The 22,129-nt window shown below is 36.2% G+C and carries 15 protein-coding genes and 2 riboswitches; of the genes, 1 reads left to right on the forward strand and 14 read right to left on the reverse strand.

Annotation, left to right across the window (positions count from 1 at the left end; genetic code table 11):
• Positions 1-340: 340 nt before the first annotated feature.
• From glgX to HMPREF3230_RS06575, 10 genes are all read right to left on the reverse strand, one after another.
• A complete protein-coding gene (glgX, locus tag HMPREF3230_RS00865) occupies positions 341-2,458 on the reverse strand; it encodes a glycogen debranching protein GlgX (protein ID WP_075523115.1) in 2,118 nt (705 codons plus the stop codon).
• A gap of 220 nt (positions 2,459-2,678) precedes the next feature.
• Entirely contained in the window at positions 2,679-3,566 is an 888-nt protein-coding gene (locus tag HMPREF3230_RS00870) for a Nif3-like dinuclear metal center hexameric protein (protein WP_075523116.1), read from the reverse strand.
• 62 nt (positions 3,567-3,628) lie between these two features.
• Positions 3,629-6,799 (reverse strand): DNA polymerase I, encoded by a 3,171-nt coding sequence (gene polA / locus HMPREF3230_RS00875; RefSeq protein ID WP_075523117.1) that lies wholly within the window; start codon positions 6,797-6,799, stop codon positions 3,629-3,631.
• 69 nt (positions 6,800-6,868) lie between these two features.
• Positions 6,869-7,636, reverse strand: coding sequence for an ANTAR domain-containing response regulator (locus HMPREF3230_RS00880; protein ID WP_075523118.1), 768 nt, complete (start codon positions 7,634-7,636; stop codon positions 6,869-6,871).
• A gap of 299 nt (positions 7,637-7,935) precedes the next feature.
• Positions 7,936-9,048 (reverse strand): 1,4-dihydroxy-2-naphthoate octaprenyltransferase, encoded by a 1,113-nt coding sequence (gene menA, locus HMPREF3230_RS00885; RefSeq protein ID WP_075523119.1) that lies wholly within the window; start codon positions 9,046-9,048, stop codon positions 7,936-7,938.
• An 80-nt stretch (positions 9,049-9,128) separates the two neighbouring features.
• On the reverse strand, positions 9,129-9,902 hold the full coding sequence (locus HMPREF3230_RS00890; protein WP_075523120.1) for an energy-coupling factor transporter transmembrane component T family protein: 774 nt from the start codon (positions 9,900-9,902) through the stop codon (positions 9,129-9,131).
• A gap of 14 nt (positions 9,903-9,916) precedes the next feature.
• Positions 9,917-11,833, reverse strand: a complete 1,917-nt coding sequence (locus HMPREF3230_RS00895) for an ABC transporter ATP-binding protein (protein WP_075523128.1) — start codon at positions 11,831-11,833, stop codon at positions 9,917-9,919.
• 267 nt (positions 11,834-12,100) lie between these two features.
• On the reverse strand, positions 12,101-12,724 hold the full coding sequence (locus HMPREF3230_RS00900; RefSeq protein ID WP_075523121.1) for a hypothetical protein: 624 nt from the start codon (positions 12,722-12,724) through the stop codon (positions 12,101-12,103).
• A gap of 448 nt (positions 12,725-13,172) precedes the next feature.
• Positions 13,173-14,549 carry a glycoside hydrolase family 3 protein gene (locus HMPREF3230_RS00910; RefSeq protein ID WP_082266214.1) on the reverse strand — a complete coding sequence of 459 codons (1,377 nt, stop codon included), beginning with the start codon at positions 14,547-14,549 and terminating at the stop codon, positions 13,173-13,175.
• A gap of 84 nt (positions 14,550-14,633) precedes the next feature.
• On the reverse strand, positions 14,634-17,009 hold the full coding sequence (locus HMPREF3230_RS06575; protein WP_075523123.1) for a VWA domain-containing protein: 2,376 nt from the start codon (positions 17,007-17,009) through the stop codon (positions 14,634-14,636).
• Between the two features lie 185 nt (positions 17,010-17,194).
• A riboswitch (TPP riboswitch) is annotated at positions 17,195-17,288 on the forward strand.
• Here HMPREF3230_RS06575 and thiM point away from each other — a divergent pair.
• Positions 17,282-18,838: a hydroxyethylthiazole kinase gene (gene thiM, locus HMPREF3230_RS00920; protein ID WP_075523124.1), complete on the forward strand. Its 1,557-nt coding sequence runs from the start codon at positions 17,282-17,284 to the stop codon at positions 18,836-18,838. (Overlaps the previous riboswitch by 7 nt.)
• Positions 18,839-18,842: 4 nt before the next feature.
• Here thiM and HMPREF3230_RS00925 read toward each other — a convergent pair whose 3' ends face one another.
• The 4 genes from HMPREF3230_RS00925 to thiO all read right to left on the reverse strand — a co-directional run bounded on the left by HMPREF3230_RS00925 (position 18,843) and on the right by thiO (position 21,768).
• Positions 18,843-19,574 carry a HesA/MoeB/ThiF family protein gene (locus HMPREF3230_RS00925; RefSeq protein WP_075523125.1) on the reverse strand — a complete coding sequence of 244 codons (732 nt, stop codon included), beginning with the start codon at positions 19,572-19,574 and terminating at the stop codon, positions 18,843-18,845.
• A gap of 8 nt (positions 19,575-19,582) precedes the next feature.
• Positions 19,583-20,407 (reverse strand): thiazole synthase, encoded by an 825-nt coding sequence (locus HMPREF3230_RS00930; protein WP_075523129.1) that lies wholly within the window; start codon positions 20,405-20,407, stop codon positions 19,583-19,585.
• 50 nt (positions 20,408-20,457) lie between these two features.
• The gene (gene thiS, locus HMPREF3230_RS00935; protein WP_075523126.1) at positions 20,458-20,664 is read right to left on the reverse strand and encodes a sulfur carrier protein ThiS; all 207 of its coding nucleotides are present in this window, start codon (positions 20,662-20,664) and stop codon (positions 20,458-20,460) included.
• Positions 20,665-20,697: 33 nt separating this feature from the next.
• Positions 20,698-21,768, reverse strand: coding sequence for a glycine oxidase ThiO (gene thiO, locus HMPREF3230_RS00940; RefSeq protein ID WP_075523127.1), 1,071 nt, complete (start codon positions 21,766-21,768; stop codon positions 20,698-20,700).
• A riboswitch (TPP riboswitch) is annotated at positions 21,759-21,862 on the reverse strand. Its footprint overlaps the gene before it by 10 nt.
• Positions 21,863-22,129 lie beyond the last annotated feature (267 nt).

A 22,129-nucleotide genomic window follows, 5' to 3' on the forward strand; every position in this document is an offset into this window, starting at 1 on the left:
CATTCAGGGCGAAAAATCTTAAATCTCTGCCTAAACTAATTGGGAAGTATACACTGTAAATAAAACTATAAGCTTGCTGACAATGTAATTTCGCACTCATCATGTACTAGTGAGGCGTGGAAAATACTTAACGAACAATAAAAAGCGAAACGGTATTTGAAGAGTTACACCTAATCCAAACTCTTTATAAAACTAAAGTAACCTAAAATCTAACTTTTACTATTACAAGCAACAACATTTAAACGAACGTAAAAAGTTGAAGCTCCTGTGAGGTAAGTATTTTCCACGCTTCACAACAACAGTCATATTCTGTAAACAAACGTATACGTTATTTGACGCTCTACTTCTCGCTCATCAAAAGCAAAAAACTCCTTGAATGTGCAACGATATTAAAACCAGATTCATAATGCAATTGTGGACCTTTAGGATTATTAGTATCAACAACTAAAGTCCATTTTTCACCATATCTTTTATCTGGCAAAGTGAACGTAATAGGCTCATAATGTGCGTTAAAAATCAATATGAAGTCATTATCTACCATTCTTCGTCCATACCAGTCAGTTTCTGGAATATCTGAACCATTCAAATAGATCATAACCGACAACGCGTGAGTATTAGTCCACGCATGCATATCCATAACAACACCAGTGTGATCAAACCACTCAACTTGCGGAATTTCTGAAACATCATCATCCGCTTGACGACCAGTAAAGAATCTACGACGATGCAATACAGGATGATCCAATCTCAAATGAATTAGTTTCGAAACGAAATCAAACATTTCTTGTTGAGTTTCATTCACTTCCCAATTCATCCAAGAAATACTGTTATCCTGACAATATGCATTATTATTACCATTTTGAGTACGCATAATCTCATCGCCAGCACAAATCATAGGAATGCCCTGACTCATTAACAAAGTTGAAAATAGATTACGCATTTGGCGCTGACGAAGATCATTTACATCGTGTATACTTGTTGGTCCTTCAACACCGCAATTCCAAGAGCGATTATCGTTAGCACCATCATTATTGCCTTCTTTATTTGCTTCATTATGTTTCTCGTTATAGCTCACTAAATCATTCATAGTGAAACCATCATGAGCAGTAATAAAGTTCACAGAAGCAACAGGCTTTCGTCCATTTTGCTCATACAAATCTGAGCTTCCCATAAGACGGCTAGCAAACTCAGGCAGTGTTGAAGGCTGAGAACGCCAAAAATCGCGAACGCAATCGCGATATCTTCCATTCCACTCAGACCAACTTGGAGGGAATCCTCCAACTTGATATCCCCCAACTCCAATATCCCACGGCTCAGCAATAAGCTTAACACTTGAAATAATTGGATCTTGCTCAATAATATCGAAGAACGCTGAAAGCTTATCAACCTCTTGGAATTGGCGAGCCAAAGTTGCAGCTAAATCAAATCGAAAACCGTCTACATGCATTTGAGTAACCCAATAACGTAAACTATCAGTAATCAAACGCAAAGCTTTAGGCGAGCGCATAAGAAGAGAATTACCTGTTCCAGTAGTATCAAAGTAATGTCTTTGATCGTTGTCAACCAAACGGTAATAAGCACGATTGTCAATACCACGGAAACTTAAAGTTGGACCTCTATCATTACCTTCAGCAGTATGGTTATAAACTACATCGAGAATTACTTCCATACCAGCAGCATGATAAGCCTTAACCATTGCTTTAAATTCATTAACTTGTTCTCCGCGCTGACCAGAGCTAGAGTATGAATTTTGCGGAGCAAAGAATCCAATTGTGTTATATCCCCAATAATTACTCAAACCTTTATTTTGCAAGAATGAGTCATTTACAAATTGATGAATAGGCATTAACTCTATAGCAGTAACACCTAATTTCTTCAAATAACTAATAACAGTTGGATGAGCCAAGCCAGCATAAGTTCCACGAATTTCCGGAGGAACTTGACGATCTAAATTAGTCATACCACGAACATGAGCTTCATAAATAACTGAGTCATGGTAAGGAATCATAGGGTGCTGATCATTACCCCAATCAAAGTAAGGATTGATTACTGCAGCCTTCATTGTATGAGATGCAGAATCTAAAGTGTTCATTGCTGTAATATCGTCTGGATTATTAAACCAATAAGAAAATAGGCTTTCATCTCCGTCAATATTACCCTCGATAGCTTTCGCATAAGGATCTAGAAGTAACTTGTTTGGATTACACCACAATCCATGCGCTGGATCGTACGGTCCATGAACGCGATACCCATAACGTTGACCAGGCTGAACACCCGATATGTAAGTATGCCACACATATGAATTTTGTTCTGCAATATCAATACGAGTTTCATTATCTTGCTCATCAAACAAACATAATTCAACACGCTTTGCTACTTCTGAAAATAGCGCGAAATTCACACCCGCGCCATCATACGTGGCACCAAGCGGGTACATAGAACCTGGTCTAATCTGCATAATCTAAGTATCGCATATATTTTTGCAAGTTTCATGAATATATTAGCGTTTCTTTAGAAAAGTATAAAGAATACGCTAAAAATACTTTTATTGTGCAAATTTTTGTTTATAAACAGCCTTATTTTGCGTGTTGTTTCAGAAATTTATCAATAAAATTTATGTAATTAAAACAAACTAAAACGCAAAAAGCTACATAGAAGTAACTAGAAACACGCTAAAACTAGTGAATTACATAATTCCACGGATCTGTAGACTCTTTAAGCAAAACAACTTGAGGAGCACTACCGCAAATAGATTCAACAGCTTTAGATATGTCTTCAACAGCATAGTTAAACCACAATGACTCTATTGCACTATGAGCAGTATTAATGAGCATAGGCTTAAAATTAGAATCACATGAATCCAATAATCCACAATTTTTACGCAACGAAAACTCGTAACGAGCTTGCTCTATAGCATCAAGAGCAGGATGATGGCGCAAATCACTTGTAACATATACATCTGCACCGCTTGCTCTAACTTCATTAAATAACGAATCCCCAGACCCAGGCAAAACTGCTATTTTAGAAACTTGAGCATCAATATCGCCACAAACTTGTATTCCAACTTCACTATGAGGTATTGCATTAAACACTCTATTAGCAAATTCACTCAAGCTAACTGGACTATCTAATTCTCCGATTCTTCCTAATCCAACTTCATTACCATTAGAATCTTTCGTTTGAAAAACTATAGGATGTTGATTAAACAAACCTAAAGAATCAGCTGCAGCATGCGCAACTCCCCTGTAAGCGCAATCAGCGTTAGTATGACCAACCCATAATCCGCAATGATTTTCTACAAGATTACGAACAATTTCACCACGTACTGAACGACCAGAAACTTCATGTACAGCACGGAAAAATAGAGGATGATGAGTTACTAATAAATCAGCACCCATATTGCAAGCGCGCTTAACAACTTCTAAAGTAGGATCAACTGCGCATACAATACGTTTAACAGATGCAGACATATCTCCAACAATAAGTCCAGGCTCATCCCAAGATTCAGCAAATTCAAGAGGGTAAAGCGATTCTAACGCTTGTACTGTTTGAAATAATGACGCCATAATTTTCTCTTTTTCTATCTTTTAGCGTTGCTTAGTCTTCCAATATTAAACAACTATATAAATTAGTGAGCAGCCAATTGCCAATCAGAACCTACACCTGTTGAAATACTTAGAGGAACACTCAAATCAACAGTATGTTCCATAGCATTACGAACAATATTTTCAACTTGTTTTAACTCTCCAGGAGCTATTTCAAGAACAAGTTCATCGTGTATTTGCAATATAACTCGACTTAAAACTCCGTTTTCACGCAAATCATTATCTACTTTAATCATCGCCATTTTCATAATATCTGCAGCAGTTCCTTGAATAGGAGCATTCAAAGCAGCACGCTCAGCAGATTCACGAAGAACACGATTCTTAGAATGTAATTGAGGGAAATATCTTCTTCTACCAAACATAGTTTCTGTATATCCACGGCAACGAGCTTTATCTACTAAAGATTCCAAATAATCATGAACTTTACCAAAAGTAGCAAAATACTTATTTTTCAACACCAATGCTTCTCTTGGAGCAATAGAAAGCTGTTTCGCTAAGCCATAAGTGCTTAAACCATAAGCCAAACCATAACTCATAGCTTTAACATGAGTACGCTGATCAGAAGTAACTTCATCCATAGGAATTGAATAAACCATACTTGCTACGTATCTATGGAAATCAACACCAGAACAAAATGCTTTAATTAAAGATTCATCTTTAGAAGCATGAGCCATAATACGCAATTCCACTTGAGAATAATCGCAACTCATAAGCGATTCATAACCTTCACCTGAAACGAATGCAGCGCGAATTTCACGACCTTGAGCATTACGATTAGGTATATTTTGCAAATTTGGATCTACTGAACTTAAACGACCTGTAGCTGCAATAGTTTGCTCATAGGTAGTATGAACTCTGCCATCTTTATAATGAGCTGCATCTATAAGACTTTGAACAATTTGCTTCAACTTATTAGTTTCACGATGCTTAAGTAAAGCTCCTAAAAATTGGCTAGCTGGCTCATCAGGATCTATTTTCGCATACAATTCTTGAAGAGCTTCAGCATTTGTAGTTAAAGATCCACTTTTAGTACGACGAGTTGGCTTTAATGCCATATCTTCGAAAAGGATTTGTTGCACTTGCTTAGGGCTTTGCAAATTAACATGCTTACCTGCAATATCCCACGCGATATTTTGAGCCAATTGCGAATCAGAAACAAATTGATCACGCATCTCAATTAAGCGATTCATATCTACAGCAGCACCGCAATCTTCCATTCTTCTAAGAACTCTAGAAATTGGCATTTCAAGGTTTAACATCAATGATGTTTGCTTACGTTCACGAAGAATTGGCGTAAAATACGTAAATAACGCACGAATAAGAATAGCTTTAGTAATAAGTTGTTTAAAACTATCTGATTCTTGTACTGATTGCTGTTCTAAATCAGCACAATCTGCATCAAGAAGAATATCTAATTCACCTTGCTTAGTAGCTACTGTTTCGTTAGACGTTTCAATCTCAACGCCAAAAAAGTGTTTTACAACTCCTTCAATAGTTTCTGACTTTGAATCAGGCTCAACAAGATAAGCAGCTAAACGAGTATCCATCGCAGGAGTGAAATCATTTGAACAATCAATAACTGTTAGGAATCTTAATAATGCTAAATGTTTTTTATAATCATGAAGAACTACTAACGAAGAATATTTTCGTATATATGAGCGCAAAGCATCAAATATTAGCAAAATTGTTTTCTTATTAGAAGAACTATCATTATGGTCACTATTATGCGCTCTAGCAGAAGAATCACTAGAAAGTTCAGTCGCTTTGTGCAAATTAGATGAAGAATCACAAATATTATTTCCGCTAGAATCTACATTATTTCTCAGCAAATTAGACAAGAAAAGTAATTGCGAAGATTGCAATTTAATAACAGCAACTTTAGAATCTACCATAATTACAAGAGAGTCCGCACGAGGGACACCATTATAATTATCATGCTGAGTTTCATTTGCATAAAGCACAAGCGGACATTTAATATTTTTCTCATTATTATCAGAATCCAGCTGAGAATTCAACTGGGAATCCAGATAATCCGAAACAGAATTAAACCAATCATTTACATCTTTAACAGAAGTTATATTAGTAACTTCACATTTGTCAATCTCATCTTCTAAATTGTCTAATTCGCTATAATTTGAATTCTCGAAAGCTTTATTTGAATCACAATTACTAGAATTACTAGAACTACTAGAATTACTACTTGTAGATTCTTTAGAATAATTATCTTGCGAAGCATGAAGCATAGTATACATGTCGTCGTCCAAATCTTTTTTATTATAATTGAACACACGCATTATTTTTCGCTTCTTATTCTCACCAAATTCCAAACGAGAAAGAATAGAACCTAATTTAGAAGCATCAACCGCACCATAACTTAAATCGTCAATTTTTATATCTAAATCTACATTTCTAACAAGTGCATTAACTTTACGATTCAAACGGATTTGCTCAATATTATCTCGTAAAGCTTCACCTCTTTTACCAGTAATTTCATCAGCATGCGCAAAAATACTTTCTAAATCACCAAACTGATTTATCCATTTAGCAGCATAACCATCACCAACTCCAGGAACACCAGGAATATTATCGGATTTTTCACCACGCAATGCTGCTAAATCAGGATATTGATTAGGAAAAACTTGATATTTATTAAACACTTCCTCAGCATTCATATGTTTCAAATCTTTGAAATGCTGACCAGGATACAACACTGTAATATGATCATCGATCAATTGAAAAGCATCTCGATCTCCAGATAAAACTAAAGTTCGATAATTATCCTTTTCACCCATCGTAGCAATTGTTGCAATAATATCGTCACCTTCAAATCCGGACTTTTCTACGTAAACAACACCTAAAGACTTCAATAATTCTTGCAAAATTGGAAATTGAGAAATCAACTCTTCTGGAGCAGCATCGCGCGTGCCTTTATATTGAGGCAGCATTTTATTTCTAAAAGTTCCACCTTTAACATCAAAAGCAATCGCTAATTTATTTGGCTTTTCTGATTCAATAACAGTCGAAAGCATAGTCATGAATCCCCAAATAGCATTTGTTGACTGACCATCTCGAGTTACAAATTTTTCTGAAGGTATAGCAAAAAAAGCACGGAACGCAAGCGAATGGCCATCAACAACCAGCAACGTCCCTTTCTCGTTCTTTCTATCTGAAGGTTCGACGATGTTGGAATTCACTGTTGACCACTCACCTACATTCCGTATAACTATAACTTATTTTTAAAAATAAAATAACAAAAAATATCACTACTCTTCAGATGGCTTATCATCGCTATATTTTGCGATAATTGCCATAGCAAGACGCTTCTTAGGAATACGTTGATCCATAGAAGTCTTTTGAATCCAACGGAAAGCTCCTTGCTCAGAGAACCCAGCTTTATCCATAAGCATGCCTTTAGCTCTGTCTACAAGCTTACGCTCTTCAAGAGTATCTTCAGCTTTCTTAAGCTTTTCAACAGTGGCACGCAATTGATCTTCAGTATCATGAAGCTGAGTTTCTGTACGCTCAACGCTATCAAGCAAATCATTGATTTCACCAAAACGACCCATAGCAACTTCTAATGCAGGAAGAAGTTTAGACTCCTCATAAGGCTTAGTAACATAAGCCATAGCACCTGCGCCTGTTGCTTTCTTAACTAAATCAGTTTGAGAATATGCAGTAAGCATAACAACTGGAGCAATATTTTCATCGCAAATAGTAGCTGCAGCTTGAATACCATCAACAACCGGCATTTTAACATCCATGCAAACAACATCCGGATGATGTTTACGAGTTAATTCAATTGCCTCTTCACCGTTAGCAGCTTGACCAACTACTTTGTAACCATTGTCTTCAAGCATTGCGACTAAATCCATGCGATTAACAGCTTCATCTTCTGCTACAACTACAGTGCGCATTCCATCATCTACATTAGATTCTTCACTAGGATTTTCATTAGCAGCGGCTTTAAGCTCCTCATCAGTAAGCACCACAGGCATTTCGCCAGATGCTTCACCATCACGTAATTCAGACATACAAACCTCATTTCCTTGCCCAACTTTAGGCAACACCGCCGTGTATCTTTTAGCGAGCGCATGCCAACAAACACTTCATTCACATATACCACACGGTAGTATGTGTAATTTTTACCCAATTCAGGCATAACGCGCACAACGTTCGTGAGTATCAATCGTACATATAAGCATGTATAAGACGCGCAAGTGGCAACGCTTTTATATAAAAAGTTAAGGCAGTAAAAGTAATTTTTAGAATCACAAAATATATCACAAAAGATATCAGAAAAAGATATAAAAAAGATAATCACATAAGATAATCACATAATAGATAACAAAGATAACAATGTAGATATTGCAGTTGACATAGATACGCTAACACATAATGGAAAAGCACGTTTGTAATCGCTTTTATGCAATACTCGTATCAATGAAATTCCTTTAATGAACATAATTGCAAGAACAGCTAATTGCAAAATGCATTGACATATAAATAAACATAATCTAAAAGTATTAAACGCGAAACCTTGAATCAATCCGTCTTTAAAATTAACTCCAAAATGCCAAACAGATGGCATAAAAGATGGGAAAATCAGACTAGCAACAGCATAAAAAGTCATAAAAACTAATACCATAACTACTACATAAGAGCACAAGGTCTGCCCTGCTTTTTCACCAATTCGCACCATTGCAGTTAGCTTTCCATGATTTTTATCTACATTTATATCTCTAAGATTGTTAATCATCATTAAGCATGCAGAACAACCTCCTGGAATAAAAGACATTGCAACACATGCAAAAGAAGAAAGCGGAGAATTTATAACAATATGATTTGAAATTCCAATTCCATAAAAAATAATGCATAAAGTTCCAATGAATGCAACAGGTCCAAAAAATGTAAATGCGCTTATTTCCCCAAAACCGTAATATCCATACGGATGTTTACCTCCTGCATAAAACCATGCTGAAGCTAAGCATAAGATACCTATTAAAATAAACAACCATAATCCTGAGATAACAATAGCAATCAAACCACATAAGCATCCGCATAATGCGCAAATAATCATAGCGTTACGAACTTGATGTCTTGTAATACTAGCATCAGCTAACTTCCAAGAAACATCGCATAACGATGACTTATTCCTCTTTTGAAAATCATTATTAACTGTATTTCGCAAATTGCGATTATCATCCAAACCTTTTATACCATCGCAATAATCATTAGCGTAATTAACTGATATTTGCAAGAAAAGCGCGATCCCAATACAAAGTATGAATTGTATTATTAACCTAAAAACATTAGTTGAACTAATAAAACAATATGAATTTTTAACTACTCTTAAAGCAACAACACCAGCCATAACAACTGGAACTAAGCCAATAGGAAGGGTGTATATACGAGCGCCTTTAATCCAAAACTTAATATTATTCATTACACACCTCAATGCTTTTAACAAAACGCTTGAATGTTAAAACAACCTATATTCAGATTTACACATACTAAAAACTTGCATCACACTATGTATGGAGCGAAACACGAAATAAGTATAGGAGCAACAAGAAGAATCACAGAAATAGTAAATATAATCAAATCGCGCCAAGTGAATGAATATTTATAATATGAAGATGCGCTATTTCTAAGATAAAATCCCCTATGTTCTGCAGCTAAAGCACACGAATCTGCTTTGCGCACAGAAGTTATAACTAAAGGCACAATTAAAGGAGCCATAAGTATTAACTTTTTAAAAGGATTCTTCGTATCAAACTCGACTCCTCTAGCAGTTTGAGCTTCACTAATAGCAGACATTTCTTGTGCGAAAATTGGCACAAAACGAACAGCAGTAGTAATCGTAAAAGCATAACAATATGGAATATGCAAATATTGAACTATAGAATTTGCAAGATCGTTTAATTTAGTTACATTAAAAACACTAACTAAAGGCAATGCAAAGCAAAATAGTTTTAAAGAAGATTTTGCACTAATATCAACACCACTTTGAGTAAACCATAAAAATATATAGTGACCTTTTTGCATAACAATTGTTTGCATAATAAACATAACAAGAGTGAATACAATAACAGCTTTAATAAGAGTAAGCATAGAAGAGAAAATATGTGAACAAGCTATTGATACTAATGTAAGAACTATTAAAGCAATAAGAACACTATACTGTTGAGCAATAAACACACTTATTACTGCACTTGTTGCAAGAGCAAGTTTAGCAATAGGATTTGCTTTATGAAAAAATGTATTTCCATGCTGGTAAGTCAATAATTTCGTTTTCATAAATATCAGCTACCTTACTTTTCACAATTAAAATCTCTATTTATTCGCGATTTAGCGTTTCGCAATGCTTCTACAAGTTCAGATCTAACATATAAACCATCACATTGCTTAAAACCGTGCTCAACTAAACCTTTAGAAACAGAACAAAGTAATGGCGGACATAATGAAGCAGCTTTAGTAACTTCTGGATTTTCAAAAACATCGCGAGCACATCCATCAATAATAAGTTTCCCATCATTGATTGTTATAAGACGAGTTGCGTAATCAAGTACTACTTCCATATCGTGGCAAACCATAATCACACAACATCCATGATCTCGCAAATCTTCAACTACTTGCATAATTCGAACGCATTCGCGATAATCAAGACCACAAGTCGGCTCATCAAGAACTAGTATTTTAGGACGCGTTACAACAGTTGCAGCCAATGCGACCATTTGACGCTGACCGCGAGACAACATGAACGGAATATCAAGAGGGTTAAGATTAAGTTTTTCAATAACTTCCATTGCATGCGCTTGAGCTTGATTAGAATCTTCACCAATTAACTTACAACTAAAAGCTACTTCTTCAAGAACAGTTTCTTTACATAATTGATAATCAGGATTTTGGAATAATGTAGATACATATTTTGCTATTTGACTGATTCGTAGCGTTTTAGTATCAATTCCATCGATTATTACACTACCTTTTGTAGGTCTTAATAAACCGTTGATAATCTTTGTAATAGTTGTTTTACCAGCGCCATTTCTTCCAATTAACGCAATCAATTCACCACTGTTTGCATTAAATGAAACATCTTCAAGAGCTTTAACACCATTTGTATAAGCAAAACTCACATGATTCAGCGATAAGCATGGATTTGCAAAACTATTAGATTTTATAATGTGAGAGCCATAAAGTTCATTAACAGATTCTAAAATATTTGCATTATTTTCATCAGAAGTTTCAGAAATATTAGAAGAATTAGAAGAATCAGAAGTATTAGAAGTATTAGGAATATCAGATTGCAAAGTTTTAACAATAGTATCTACAGTTTCTTCAACTCCAACAGTAAGCTCAGAATTACTACAAATTTGTTCCTCTTGCAATTGCTTAATTAGATGAGTAGTACGCGGATAATTGATACCAACTTCACTAAGCAAATCAGCATTTTTAAGAGCAACTCCTGTAGGAGCATCCATCACAAGCTCACCTTTAGAAAGCACAATAAGACGCTTACAATACTCGCTTAATAAAGCAACTTTTTGCTCAATTACTACAACAGTAATACCAAAGTTTCTATTCAAATCTCTTAAAACATCGAAAATCATACGAGAAGAAACTGGATCTAACGCACAAGTTGGCTCATCTAATACCATAACTTTAGGTTTTAAAGCCAAAATAGCAGCAATAGCAACCTTCTGCTTCTGACCTCCAGATAGCGTATCTAAATCACGATTACGCAAGTTAGTAATACCAACAGTTTCAAGAGCATTCTCTATACGAGGAAGGATTTCATCGTGTGGAACTGAAAAGTTTTCTAAACCAAAAAGCAACTCGTCTTCCACATTTGCAGCAACCATTTGAGCGTCAATATCTTGAATAACAGAACCAATTAAGCAAGCAATATTAGTAAGTTCAAGACTATTAGTGTCATATCCTGCAATATTCACAGTTCCAGAAAGATGTCCTGAATAATGATGAGGAATAGCACCAGAAAAAAGCGAAGCAAGAGTTGTTTTACCAGCGCCACTTGGTCCAATAATTCCAACAAATTCACCTGTATAAATACTAAGATTTACTTTATTAAGAGCAAAGTTAAGATTACTTTCATTATGTTTCTTATCTTTAGACTCATTATTTCCATCACGATGAATAATGTATTGAAAAGATACATCGTTTAATTCAAGCAATGGCTTAACACTGTTGGAATCATGAGTTTCTTCCATAATCTCTTTACGCTGTCCCGTCCGTTCAAGTAAGCGATTGTCTGAAATCTCTTCTTTTTTTGTTTGCATAACAATTCTCAACTCTAACACACTCGCACAAACACACGAATTTTTGCATAAAACAACGCCACAAGTTGGCACTAACTACATTCATAGCTAGTGCCAACCCACGCTTAATTCATAACTACGCTTAATTCATAACTACGCACACTATGCCTACAAATAATAACAAATAAAATTACATGCATTTTACGTAGCTGAATTCACTTACTTATGCAATACAAGCCTTATTGGAGTGTAAAGAATCTCAACAATAATAGCATTAAACGCAGCAGTGCCAAAAATAATTGGCAACATTCCTATTATCATTTCTGGGGAATGCATAATAAAGCAAGTAGCAATAGAAGCGAAAATGCAGCCAGAAATTACTGTTGTAACAAAAGTAGCAATAAATGGGAAAACACTTACTTTACGAGCAGCATCCTTTGGGAAGAGATGGACATATCCAATTAAAATAGCTGTCATAATAATTGCAGCAGGAATATCACACGCATATTCAAGGAATGGAATCGAAGTATTAAGTTGAATTAATGTTGCAGCAAGGGCTCCAATAATAGCTCCTTGATAAATCTTTGGACGAACCAACAAAATCGCCAAGCAGAAGGAAGCAATAACAAACTCAGGCTGGATATTTCCAATACGAAGAGGTTTAGCAACAGTAAAATCAAGAATGCATCCTGCAGCAAATAAAACTGCAACTAAAACTAATGAAGTAATATCTAAAGCATGATGCTTTACTTTCACATTTTGCATCATTGATGATGCGTCATAAGTTGTTGGATTTGCAATATTAGCGTCAACTCCATTTTTTTCATTCATTTCGTTATCCATGATTTCTCTCCTTGTTTATGCTCTATAAGCGAATATAGCGCAATCGAATTTTTGTGATTTTGAAAATTAAGCTTGTTATACAAAAAGACCCCCGGTTTACCCGGAGGTCTTTACAAGCTTTACTTTATTTGTGCAGCTTCTAAAACTTCAGAGTAAACTTACGCCAAAGAGAAGTCTGCCACCACCACATACGAACAGCACTACGAACATCGAGAGATTGAGCATTCATGTTACGCATGATATCTACCTCCCAAATTCATACACTTACAGTGGTTATTCACAAAACTTAATTCAAATAAGATACAAGTTTGTGTTGTCATTGATGCTAACACTATAAGCGTACAAATGCAAATATAATTTGAATAAAAAATAAATATAGCGAAACAAAACAACTTGAAAAACTATAAAATAAAACAAAAAATAAAACAAAAAAAGCAAAACAAAATAACTAATTTAAAGATGAAGATTCAAGATGCAACTTAACTCTAATAATACGGCGAACAGACTCGTCAATACGTTTCTCACTTATAGAACCATTTCGAACAGCTCTCAATACGGATTTATAAGCTACAGAAATATCTTGAGGGCACAAAAGCATATCTAATCCAGCACGAATACCTTGAACTGCTGCTTGACCTGATGAGAAAGAATTAGTTATAGCACCCATACCCATAGAATCAGATATAAGAACACCGTCATACTTCAACTTTTTACGAGCTAAACCTGTAACAATCTTTTCAGACATGCTCGCTGGAGTATTATCGCCTGTAACTTTCGGATAAGACACGTGCGAAACCATAATAAATTGCACTCCAATTTCAGACGCGTCTTTGAATGGTTTCAAATCAACATGTTCCAATTCTTTTTCATTAAGATCAGAAATAGTAATACCTTTATGAGAATCCTCTTTAGTAGAACCATGACCAGGGAAATGCTTATAAGTAGCAAAAATATTAGAAGATTGCAATCCTTGTGTAAAAGCAGAAGTCATATTAGTTACAAGATTAGAATCAGAACCAAATGATCTTTTACGCATTAGTTCATTATTCGGATTAGTTAAAACATCTGCTACAGGAGCAAAATCAACATTAAATCCTAGATCAGAAAGATACTTGCCCATATATCTTCCAATTTGCAACGCTTTGATAGTCTTTTTAGACGCACCAACATCGCTCATATTAGGAGAATCTTTAACATTCATAGCATGATTTTTACTAACACGAGCTACAGTTCCACCTTCTTCATCTACTGAAATCAATGCAGGCAAACTAACTCTAGATTGACTTAAAGATTGAAAACTAGATATCATATTTTTAGTTTGATTTGGATCTAACAAATTTTCGGACTTATACATGATTCCGCCAACAGGAATCGCGTAAAATCTCTTATATGTTGCTCTATTTGTGGAAGTAACAGCATTCTTCACACCAATCAATTGTTCAGGAGTTACCATAAACATTTGAGCAATTTTATCTTCTAGAGTCATAGATTTCAGTATTTTATCGACTTCTTCATTTGAAACATTAAAACGAAAACGATATTTTTTTGTAGCATTATGAGATTTATTTCTAGAATTAGATAGTATACTTTCTCGCGAAGATGCATTAAAACCGCTAGGCAAACTATTTTCATAAATTTTATAAGCGCCAAAAATAATTACAGATATAACAGAAATAATTGCAATTACAGACACAAAACTTATAAATATATTTCGCAACGAAAAGCTGTGAACACGCCGCATACATACACGCGTTGCGCGATTTGCATCACGTCTTATGCGTGGGTTCGAGTGAGCCGAAGACCGCGGATCTTTGCAATTAAACATATTCACCACCACGTTTTGATTTTACGCGCTTAAACTTATCAATAATTTAAACTTTTATAAACTTATAAAAGTTTAAAATACTCATCAATTCTTAGAATCTACTTTGCAAATGTATCCTGTTTTGCCGGAAAAAGTGTCATGCAAATAAGAAGAATTATAAAGATTATCCCTCTCATCATTCCAAGACCATTGATCCCCAACTTTCCACAACATAAGATAAAACTCAGGAGAACCATCTCGATCATTACGACTTGGCTCACCTTGCATCCAATTTGTATAAGTTGTTTTTTCACCAGTTATCCAATGCGCGAACACATCTCCATTTGGTCGCTCAGACGTATATCCACCGATCCAAACATACTTAATATCATTTTCTTCAGCTAATTGAATAAGTTTATCTTCTTCATCTTTAGTAGGAATAGTTGCTAAATGCGCTCCATCTTGCATACACGCAGCGTTAGCTTCAGTCCAAGTAACATCGCCTTTATGAACTGTGTAAGAAGCTTTCTGAACCTTTTCTCCTCTAATAGGATTAAACGGAAGATCATCGCCTATTCCGCCAGAATAACTATGCTTAGAATCAGCAAGAAGAGCAGATATAACGCGATCTGCATATGGGTCAGCAGAAGAATCAGAATCGTATTCAAGACAATAAACATTATCTTGGTTTGCTTTAATGCGATCAAGAACCTCGCTCATATCTTTGATAAATTTCAAGTTCCAGAAGTATCCACCAGTTTGTTCAGCAATAGTTTGCAAATAAGTTGTATTCGCATCTGCAGTACCAATCAAATAAATCGGAATACCTTTATCCTTTGCAAACGAAATTACATCATCCATACTATGCTGGCTCATATTATCTTCGCCATCTGTAAACGCAATAACGCAATTAGCTCCAATTCTTTTAGAAGCGTTAGTAACTCCAGTGTACAAAGCATCATATAAAGCAGTATTACCGTAAGGCTCCATATTGTCTATGCCGTTTAGAAGATTATCTTCATCTTTCGTATAAGAAGCCATATACATCAAATAAGTATCAAAAGAAATAACTTCAGCTTTATCTCCAACTTTATAATTAAGAGCTCTAACGAAGTCTTTCATTGTATTTTTCATGATGTCCATTGAATTGTACATAGAATACGACTTATCGAGCATAATTTCATAGCCAACGCCTTGCTTGTCTTTTATACGCTCAATATTGCGAATTCTACGTTCAATATCTGAACCTTTACCAACTTTTTCTTTAATAGCTGCAGTTGGAGATTCAATCTCCAAAGATTCTCCAGTATTATCTGTCACAGAAAAATACAATTTAACATGAGGATAATCTCTAACGTCAGAGCCAACAATTCTTATTTTGTAATTATCAGCTACGTTTTGAGTAATCGCTGAACGAAGTTTACCGTATGGCATTTGGAAGCGATTTACCCAATTATAATAGGAAATCAATCCAGCTGGAACAGTAATAATAAGAATCGTGCAAATCACAGATACGATTTTCACCCACAAAGGCCAAAGAACAATTTTTGAATACACATTCTTAGTACCATAAGCAACATTCTTAAAACCATTAGCAATAGATGAAATAGCAGAGTCCATTGCATCATTAGGTGTCGAACTAAGAGAATTCGAATAATAATACGGCGAAGAACCAGATGGTACAGAAGAGCTAGATGATGCAGAGCTAGATGACGCAGAGCTAGATGGCACAGACGATTGAGAAGGAACTCCAGCAGAAGATTGAACGCCAGCAGACGAAGACGCACTATTTGAAGGAATTCCTTTAGGATTTCCGTAAGGTCTTGTTGGATAATTTGACGAAGGATTTGATTGAGGATTTGATTTAGGAGCGCCATACGGTCTAGAATATTGAGGATTATTCCCAACTGAATATGAGTTATTAGGCGAATACGAACCATTATTTTGATAAGAATTAGAGTAAGACGAATGCCCAGATCCTGGTTGACTCATATGAGAATTAGGCTGATAACCGTAGCCTTGATTAGATGAATACTGTGAAGATTGGTATTGATTCGACTGACTGTATGGAGAAGATTGAGAAGACGAAGAAGACGAAGAACCGTTTCCAAAAGAAGGTTGATGCGAAGGTTGATTCGGAGCCTGATTCGGATTATTTGCATGAGGATTATTTGTATGAGGATTTACATTGCTAGAACTAATATCATTATTATTTAAATTATTATTTCCACTAGAAGCAGAAATATTAGTGTTATTGAATCGTGAAAGATTATTCGGAGAATTATTAAACGCTAAGCCCTTACTAAATTGAGTAGATTGATTAGTTCTACTAAAATTCGGCTGATTCGACAACGACTTTTGCTGATCTAGAATGTATGTAGGTTTAGAATTTGAATCATCTTTTCTTACAAGATTATTACCGCAGTTTTCACAAAATTTAGAATCCTCAGAATTATTATATCCGCACTTCGAGCAATTCATATCTTCTTCTCCAATGTATTTTAACGAAATAAAACGCCTAAAATAAACACTATAAGTCAATTATATACAATTAAAATATAGACACAAATTATCAATATCAATCAAAATATGCATAAAACTCGAATACAGTAAATACATCCAAAGCGATAAAATCAAAAATCTAGATATCACATGACATCGCGTGATATCACGGTTCGGGGTGCGCAAAATGCGCTGAGATTACACCCGTTGAACCTGATCTAGCTAGAACTAGCGAAGGGAATATCAATAAAATGCTTAATAACGATAACAAACACGAAAACATGATTAAAAACGAAAATACATATTTCGATACATCATTTTCAAAAAAAGCGCGCAAAAGAATGTTTATAAATGACGTAAGAAAATGTATTGAAACAGTACGCAAAAATAATCCTTTAACGCATTGCATAACAAACATAATTGTGCAAGACATAACAGCTAATGCACTGTTAGCAGCAGGAGCATCTCCTATTATGGTATGCGATCCGAAAGAATCATATAATATTGCAAAAATCTCATCCGGAGTGCTCGTAAACGTTGGAACATTCCAAAAAGATTCAAGATCGCGCGCAATATACAGTTCTATTAAAGGTTGCAAAGAAGCAGGAACTCCATGGGTTTTAGATCCTGTTGGAATTGGATTAGAAGCATTAGAAACTAGAAATAATTTTGTAAAAGATATAATAAAACATAATCCAACTGTTATACGCGCTAATGCGTCTGAAATTCTAGCTCTTTCAGGAATAAAAAGCGATATGAAAGGCGTTGACGCTAAAGACACAGTTGACAACGCTATCCAAGCAGCTAGAAAACTAGCCAAAAAATATGGGTCTGTTATATCAATTTCTGGAGTAGAAGACGCAGTTTACGCACACGGATGCTTCGCTAGAATAACAGGCGGAAGTAAGATCATGACAAAAGTGGTTGGCACTGGTTGCACTCTTGGAGCACTAATAGCAGCTTATGTTGGAGCAAACCCAGAACGACCATTAGCTGCAACAGTAGCAGCTCACGTTCACGCTAAAGCTGCAGGATCATACGCTGAACAACTTTCAATAGCACCAGGAACATTCCGCACTTTGTGGATTGACGCATTATCAACTCTAAGCGTTGAAAAAATGCTAGAACTCACAAATATAGAGTTCACTATTGAACCAACAGATTGGACTTTGTACTTAGTTACTGATCCTAAAATGAGCAACCGTGCTGAAGAAGACGTAGCTGTAGATAGCGTAGAAGGCGGAGTAACTGTATTACAACTACGAGATAAATATTGTGACGATGCAACAATTTCTTCTAAAGCTATGAAACTTAGAAAAGCGTTAATAAAATCACGTCATGCAAATGTACCTATTTTCATTGATGATTCAGTCAACGTTGCTTCTAAACTCGGATTTAATTTGCATATAGGTCAAAAAGACATGCCATTCGTTGAAGCACGCAAACAGATTCCTGCAGAATGGATGGTTGGATTATCTTGTGCAAGACCTGATTTAATGGAAAAAGCTTATAGAGAGTGCAAAGAACACGATGTACCTCTTCCAGATGTAATAGGTATTGGAGCAGCTTTCGCTACAACAACTAAAGAACACGATGTGCCACCACTTGGAATTGACGGAGTTAATGAAGTAGCTAAAGTAGCTCATAAAATGGGTGTAAAAACATTAGCTATCGGAGGAATCCACGAAAATACAGTATTCCCTATTAGAAATCTCGAAATCGATGGAGTATGTACTGTTTCTGCACTTATGCGCGCAAAAAACCCTAAAGAAGTTGCAAAAACTCTAAAAGACGTAATAACAAAGTAAAAAATCAAGAAGAGAACTTGAAATGCCTTAACGAATTATCTAAAGCATTATAACGAGCTAAAACACCGATAAGAGGACGACCTAAACCAGTTATAAGCTTTATTGCTTCAGTAGCCATCATTGCACCAATAATAGCTGCAGTAGCGCCTAAAACGGCAGACTTTGGAACAATTTCTTCAGGAGGAGGGCAAGGATACAAATCTCGTAAATTTGGACCTTTAAATGGAACAAAAACGCTTACTTGACCTTCATAATAGAGCACAGAACCGTAAACTTCTGGAGTTCCTACACTCCAAGCAGTATCTGCAATCAAAAAACGCGTTTCAAAATTATCACAGCCATCAATTATTAAATCATGATTCTTTGCAAGTTGTTCAGCGTTATCTTTATTAAAACGTGACACAAGATTTATTTTTAATCCTGGAGATAAAGCTTGCAAACGCTTTTTAGCAAGTTGTGCTTTAGATTCTCCGCATTGATTAACAGTGTATAAAGTTTGCCTTTGTAAATTAGAAAGCTCAACAACATCATCATCACAAATAGTTATTTCACCAACACCAGCAGCAGCAAGAGAAAGCAAGCATGGAGATCCAAGCCCTCCAGCACCAATCATGCAAATTTTCGCATTTCGAAGCAACTGTTGATGTGCAGTAGTAAAGCCCGGCAAGAGCTTGTGGCGGCAAGTACGCTCATCCTCAAGCTCCTGCACGTTATCATAAGTTTTATCAATCAACATTTGGGCAATTACAATACAGAGTCAGCCCAAGCGCGACCTTCAACAGGAGAAGAAGCAAGTGCATGTTCACGCTTAGGGATACGACCAGCATCATGAGCAAGTTTTCCAGCTTTTACTGCAGCAGCCATTGCATAACCCATCTTCACAGGATCTTGGCAACGAGTTACAGCACTTGCAAGAAGCACTCCAGAGCATCCGAGTTCAAATGCTTTAACAACATCTGAAGCAGTGCCAACGCCTGCATCCAAAATCACAGGAATATTTGATTCATTGCTCTCTTGAACAATTAGCTCAATATTTCTAGGATTTAAAATTCCAAGCCCTGTGCCAATTGGAGCACCGCCCGGCATTATAGCTTTTACACCAAGCGAAACTAATCTACGAGCAACAATCGGATCGTCATTCGTATAGCACAGAACACTAAAGCCTTCTTCAACAAGCTTTTCTGCAGCAAGCAAAACTTCACGAGTATCTGGAAGCAGAGTATCGTCATCTGCAATAACCTCTAGCTTAATCCAATCAGTTCCTAGAGATTCGCGAGCCATTTTAGCTGTAAGAACAGCGTCATGCGCAGTTTTGCATCCTGCAGTATTTGGCAAAACGTTAATATTATGACGCTGCAACATGCCGTAAATATCAACTCCAGTTTTTGCATGACGGCGGAGTGCAACAGTTGCGACTTGTGCTCCTGATGCAACAAGCGACTTCTCCATAATGTCAATGCTAGTCATACCACCAGTGCCAAGCAAAAGCCTTGAATGTAAGGTTTTTCCGCAAAGCTGCCATGAATCACTATTCTCTTCTACGTTATCTTTAGAATTATTTTCTGTCATTTTAAGCCTCTTATATAAATTTTTACTAAAAATACTCGAATTATTTAAAGTCATCCGCCTTGTACTGCACTAAGAATCTCAATTTGATTCCCATCACATATAAGCGTTGATTTCCATTGAGCACGAGTTAGCACATCGTCGCCAATCGCTACTGCGATGCCAGGACCCGCATCAGAGCCATAACGTTTCGCAATAAGCTCAGCAACCGTTAAGCCATCTTGCACTTGAATAGTTTCACCATTGACGACGATTTGCATAATTCAACCTTTATTAACGTCTAAAAATTTAGCCTAAAAACGTGCAGGATCACAGCTTTCCAAGAATCCCTTTTCCTTTTCTGTAAGCTCTTGCTCAAGCACAAGCTTTGTAGTTAAAGAAGATCCTAAAGCTGTAAGCAAAATTCCATGACGGAAGTAACCTGTAGAAATCGTAGTATGAGTCTTAGGATCAATACCAATAAATGGTAAATCGTCTGGAGTTCCAGGACGACCCCCTGCAGTAACTTCTGTAATAGAGCATTCCTGAATACCAGGAAGCACGCTTTGAGCATCGCGAAGCAAATCAAGAACTCCACCAACTTTTGGAATATCACGATCATCTTCACGAGATGTAGCACCAAGCACGAGCTCGCCAGTTTCTTTAGCACGAGGAACTAAATACACTGGTCGATCGTGCACAAAACCTCGAACAACAGAACTAAGAATTGGACGCAATGGCTCAGGAATAGTCATTCGAATCATATCTCCCCAAACAGCGCGAAGCTTAAGCTGTGGAAGCATATCTTTTGCACCTAAACCAGAAGCCAAAACTGTATCTGGACCTAAATCATCTGGAGCGCTCGAGCGGCGTTCAATCACAACTCCGCGCTTTTCAAGTGCATCAATCATTGCTGCAGTGAAAAGACGAGGATTTATTTGATGATCATCTGGAACACTCACAGCGCCAGCAATAGTTGGCGAAAGAGCAGGCTCAATCTCACGAAGCTTACTAACAGAAATATGCTCAGCTCTACGTCCGTAACGGTGCTGCAAATTTAACAACTCGTTTACGTGCTCGTTATCTGCTGCATCGCCACCAATTACGTAAGATCCGCACTCTAAGTAACCGGTTGGCTTATCAGTATACTTTGCAACCGAATCAACTAATTCCTTGTACATTGTTGCAGACTCAAACATAAGTGGATATAACGCTTCTTGCTGATATTGCATTTCTGCTGTAGGAGCTAACATGCCGGCAGCATGGTGAGAAGCGCCAGAAACTGGATTTGGATCTATAATGCTGACTTTAACGCCAGCTTCCGTGAGTCTCCACGCTGTTGCTAAACCAATGATACCTGCACCAATAATACGAATATTTCGCATGATACTCCTTCCTACGGCGGCATTACCCGCATCAGGTTTCCGGTCGGCTTACGCCCTCTCAGCCTGTATAGAACAAGCTCCCGTGATAAAAAGTCTTGATAGCTCAAGACCATGCATAGTATAACTCAAAGCTCTAATATAAGAACTTCACACAAAATAAACTTAATAATATAGTCTATTATTGCATCACTATACCGAAAAAATTTTAGCACTTTTATAAAAAATACGTTAATCAATGGTATGTCAAATTAAAAAATAAAACACTTAAAATCAAATTTAAAAGCATACGACTTTTAGAATATCTACTATTAAATAAAAATAAGAGTGGAAGACTGCTATAAGAGCAAATCTTCCACCCCTA

Source organism: Gardnerella vaginalis (assembly GCF_001563665.1).
Classification (GTDB): Bacteria; Actinomycetota; Actinomycetes; order Actinomycetales; family Bifidobacteriaceae; genus Bifidobacterium; species Bifidobacterium vaginale_A.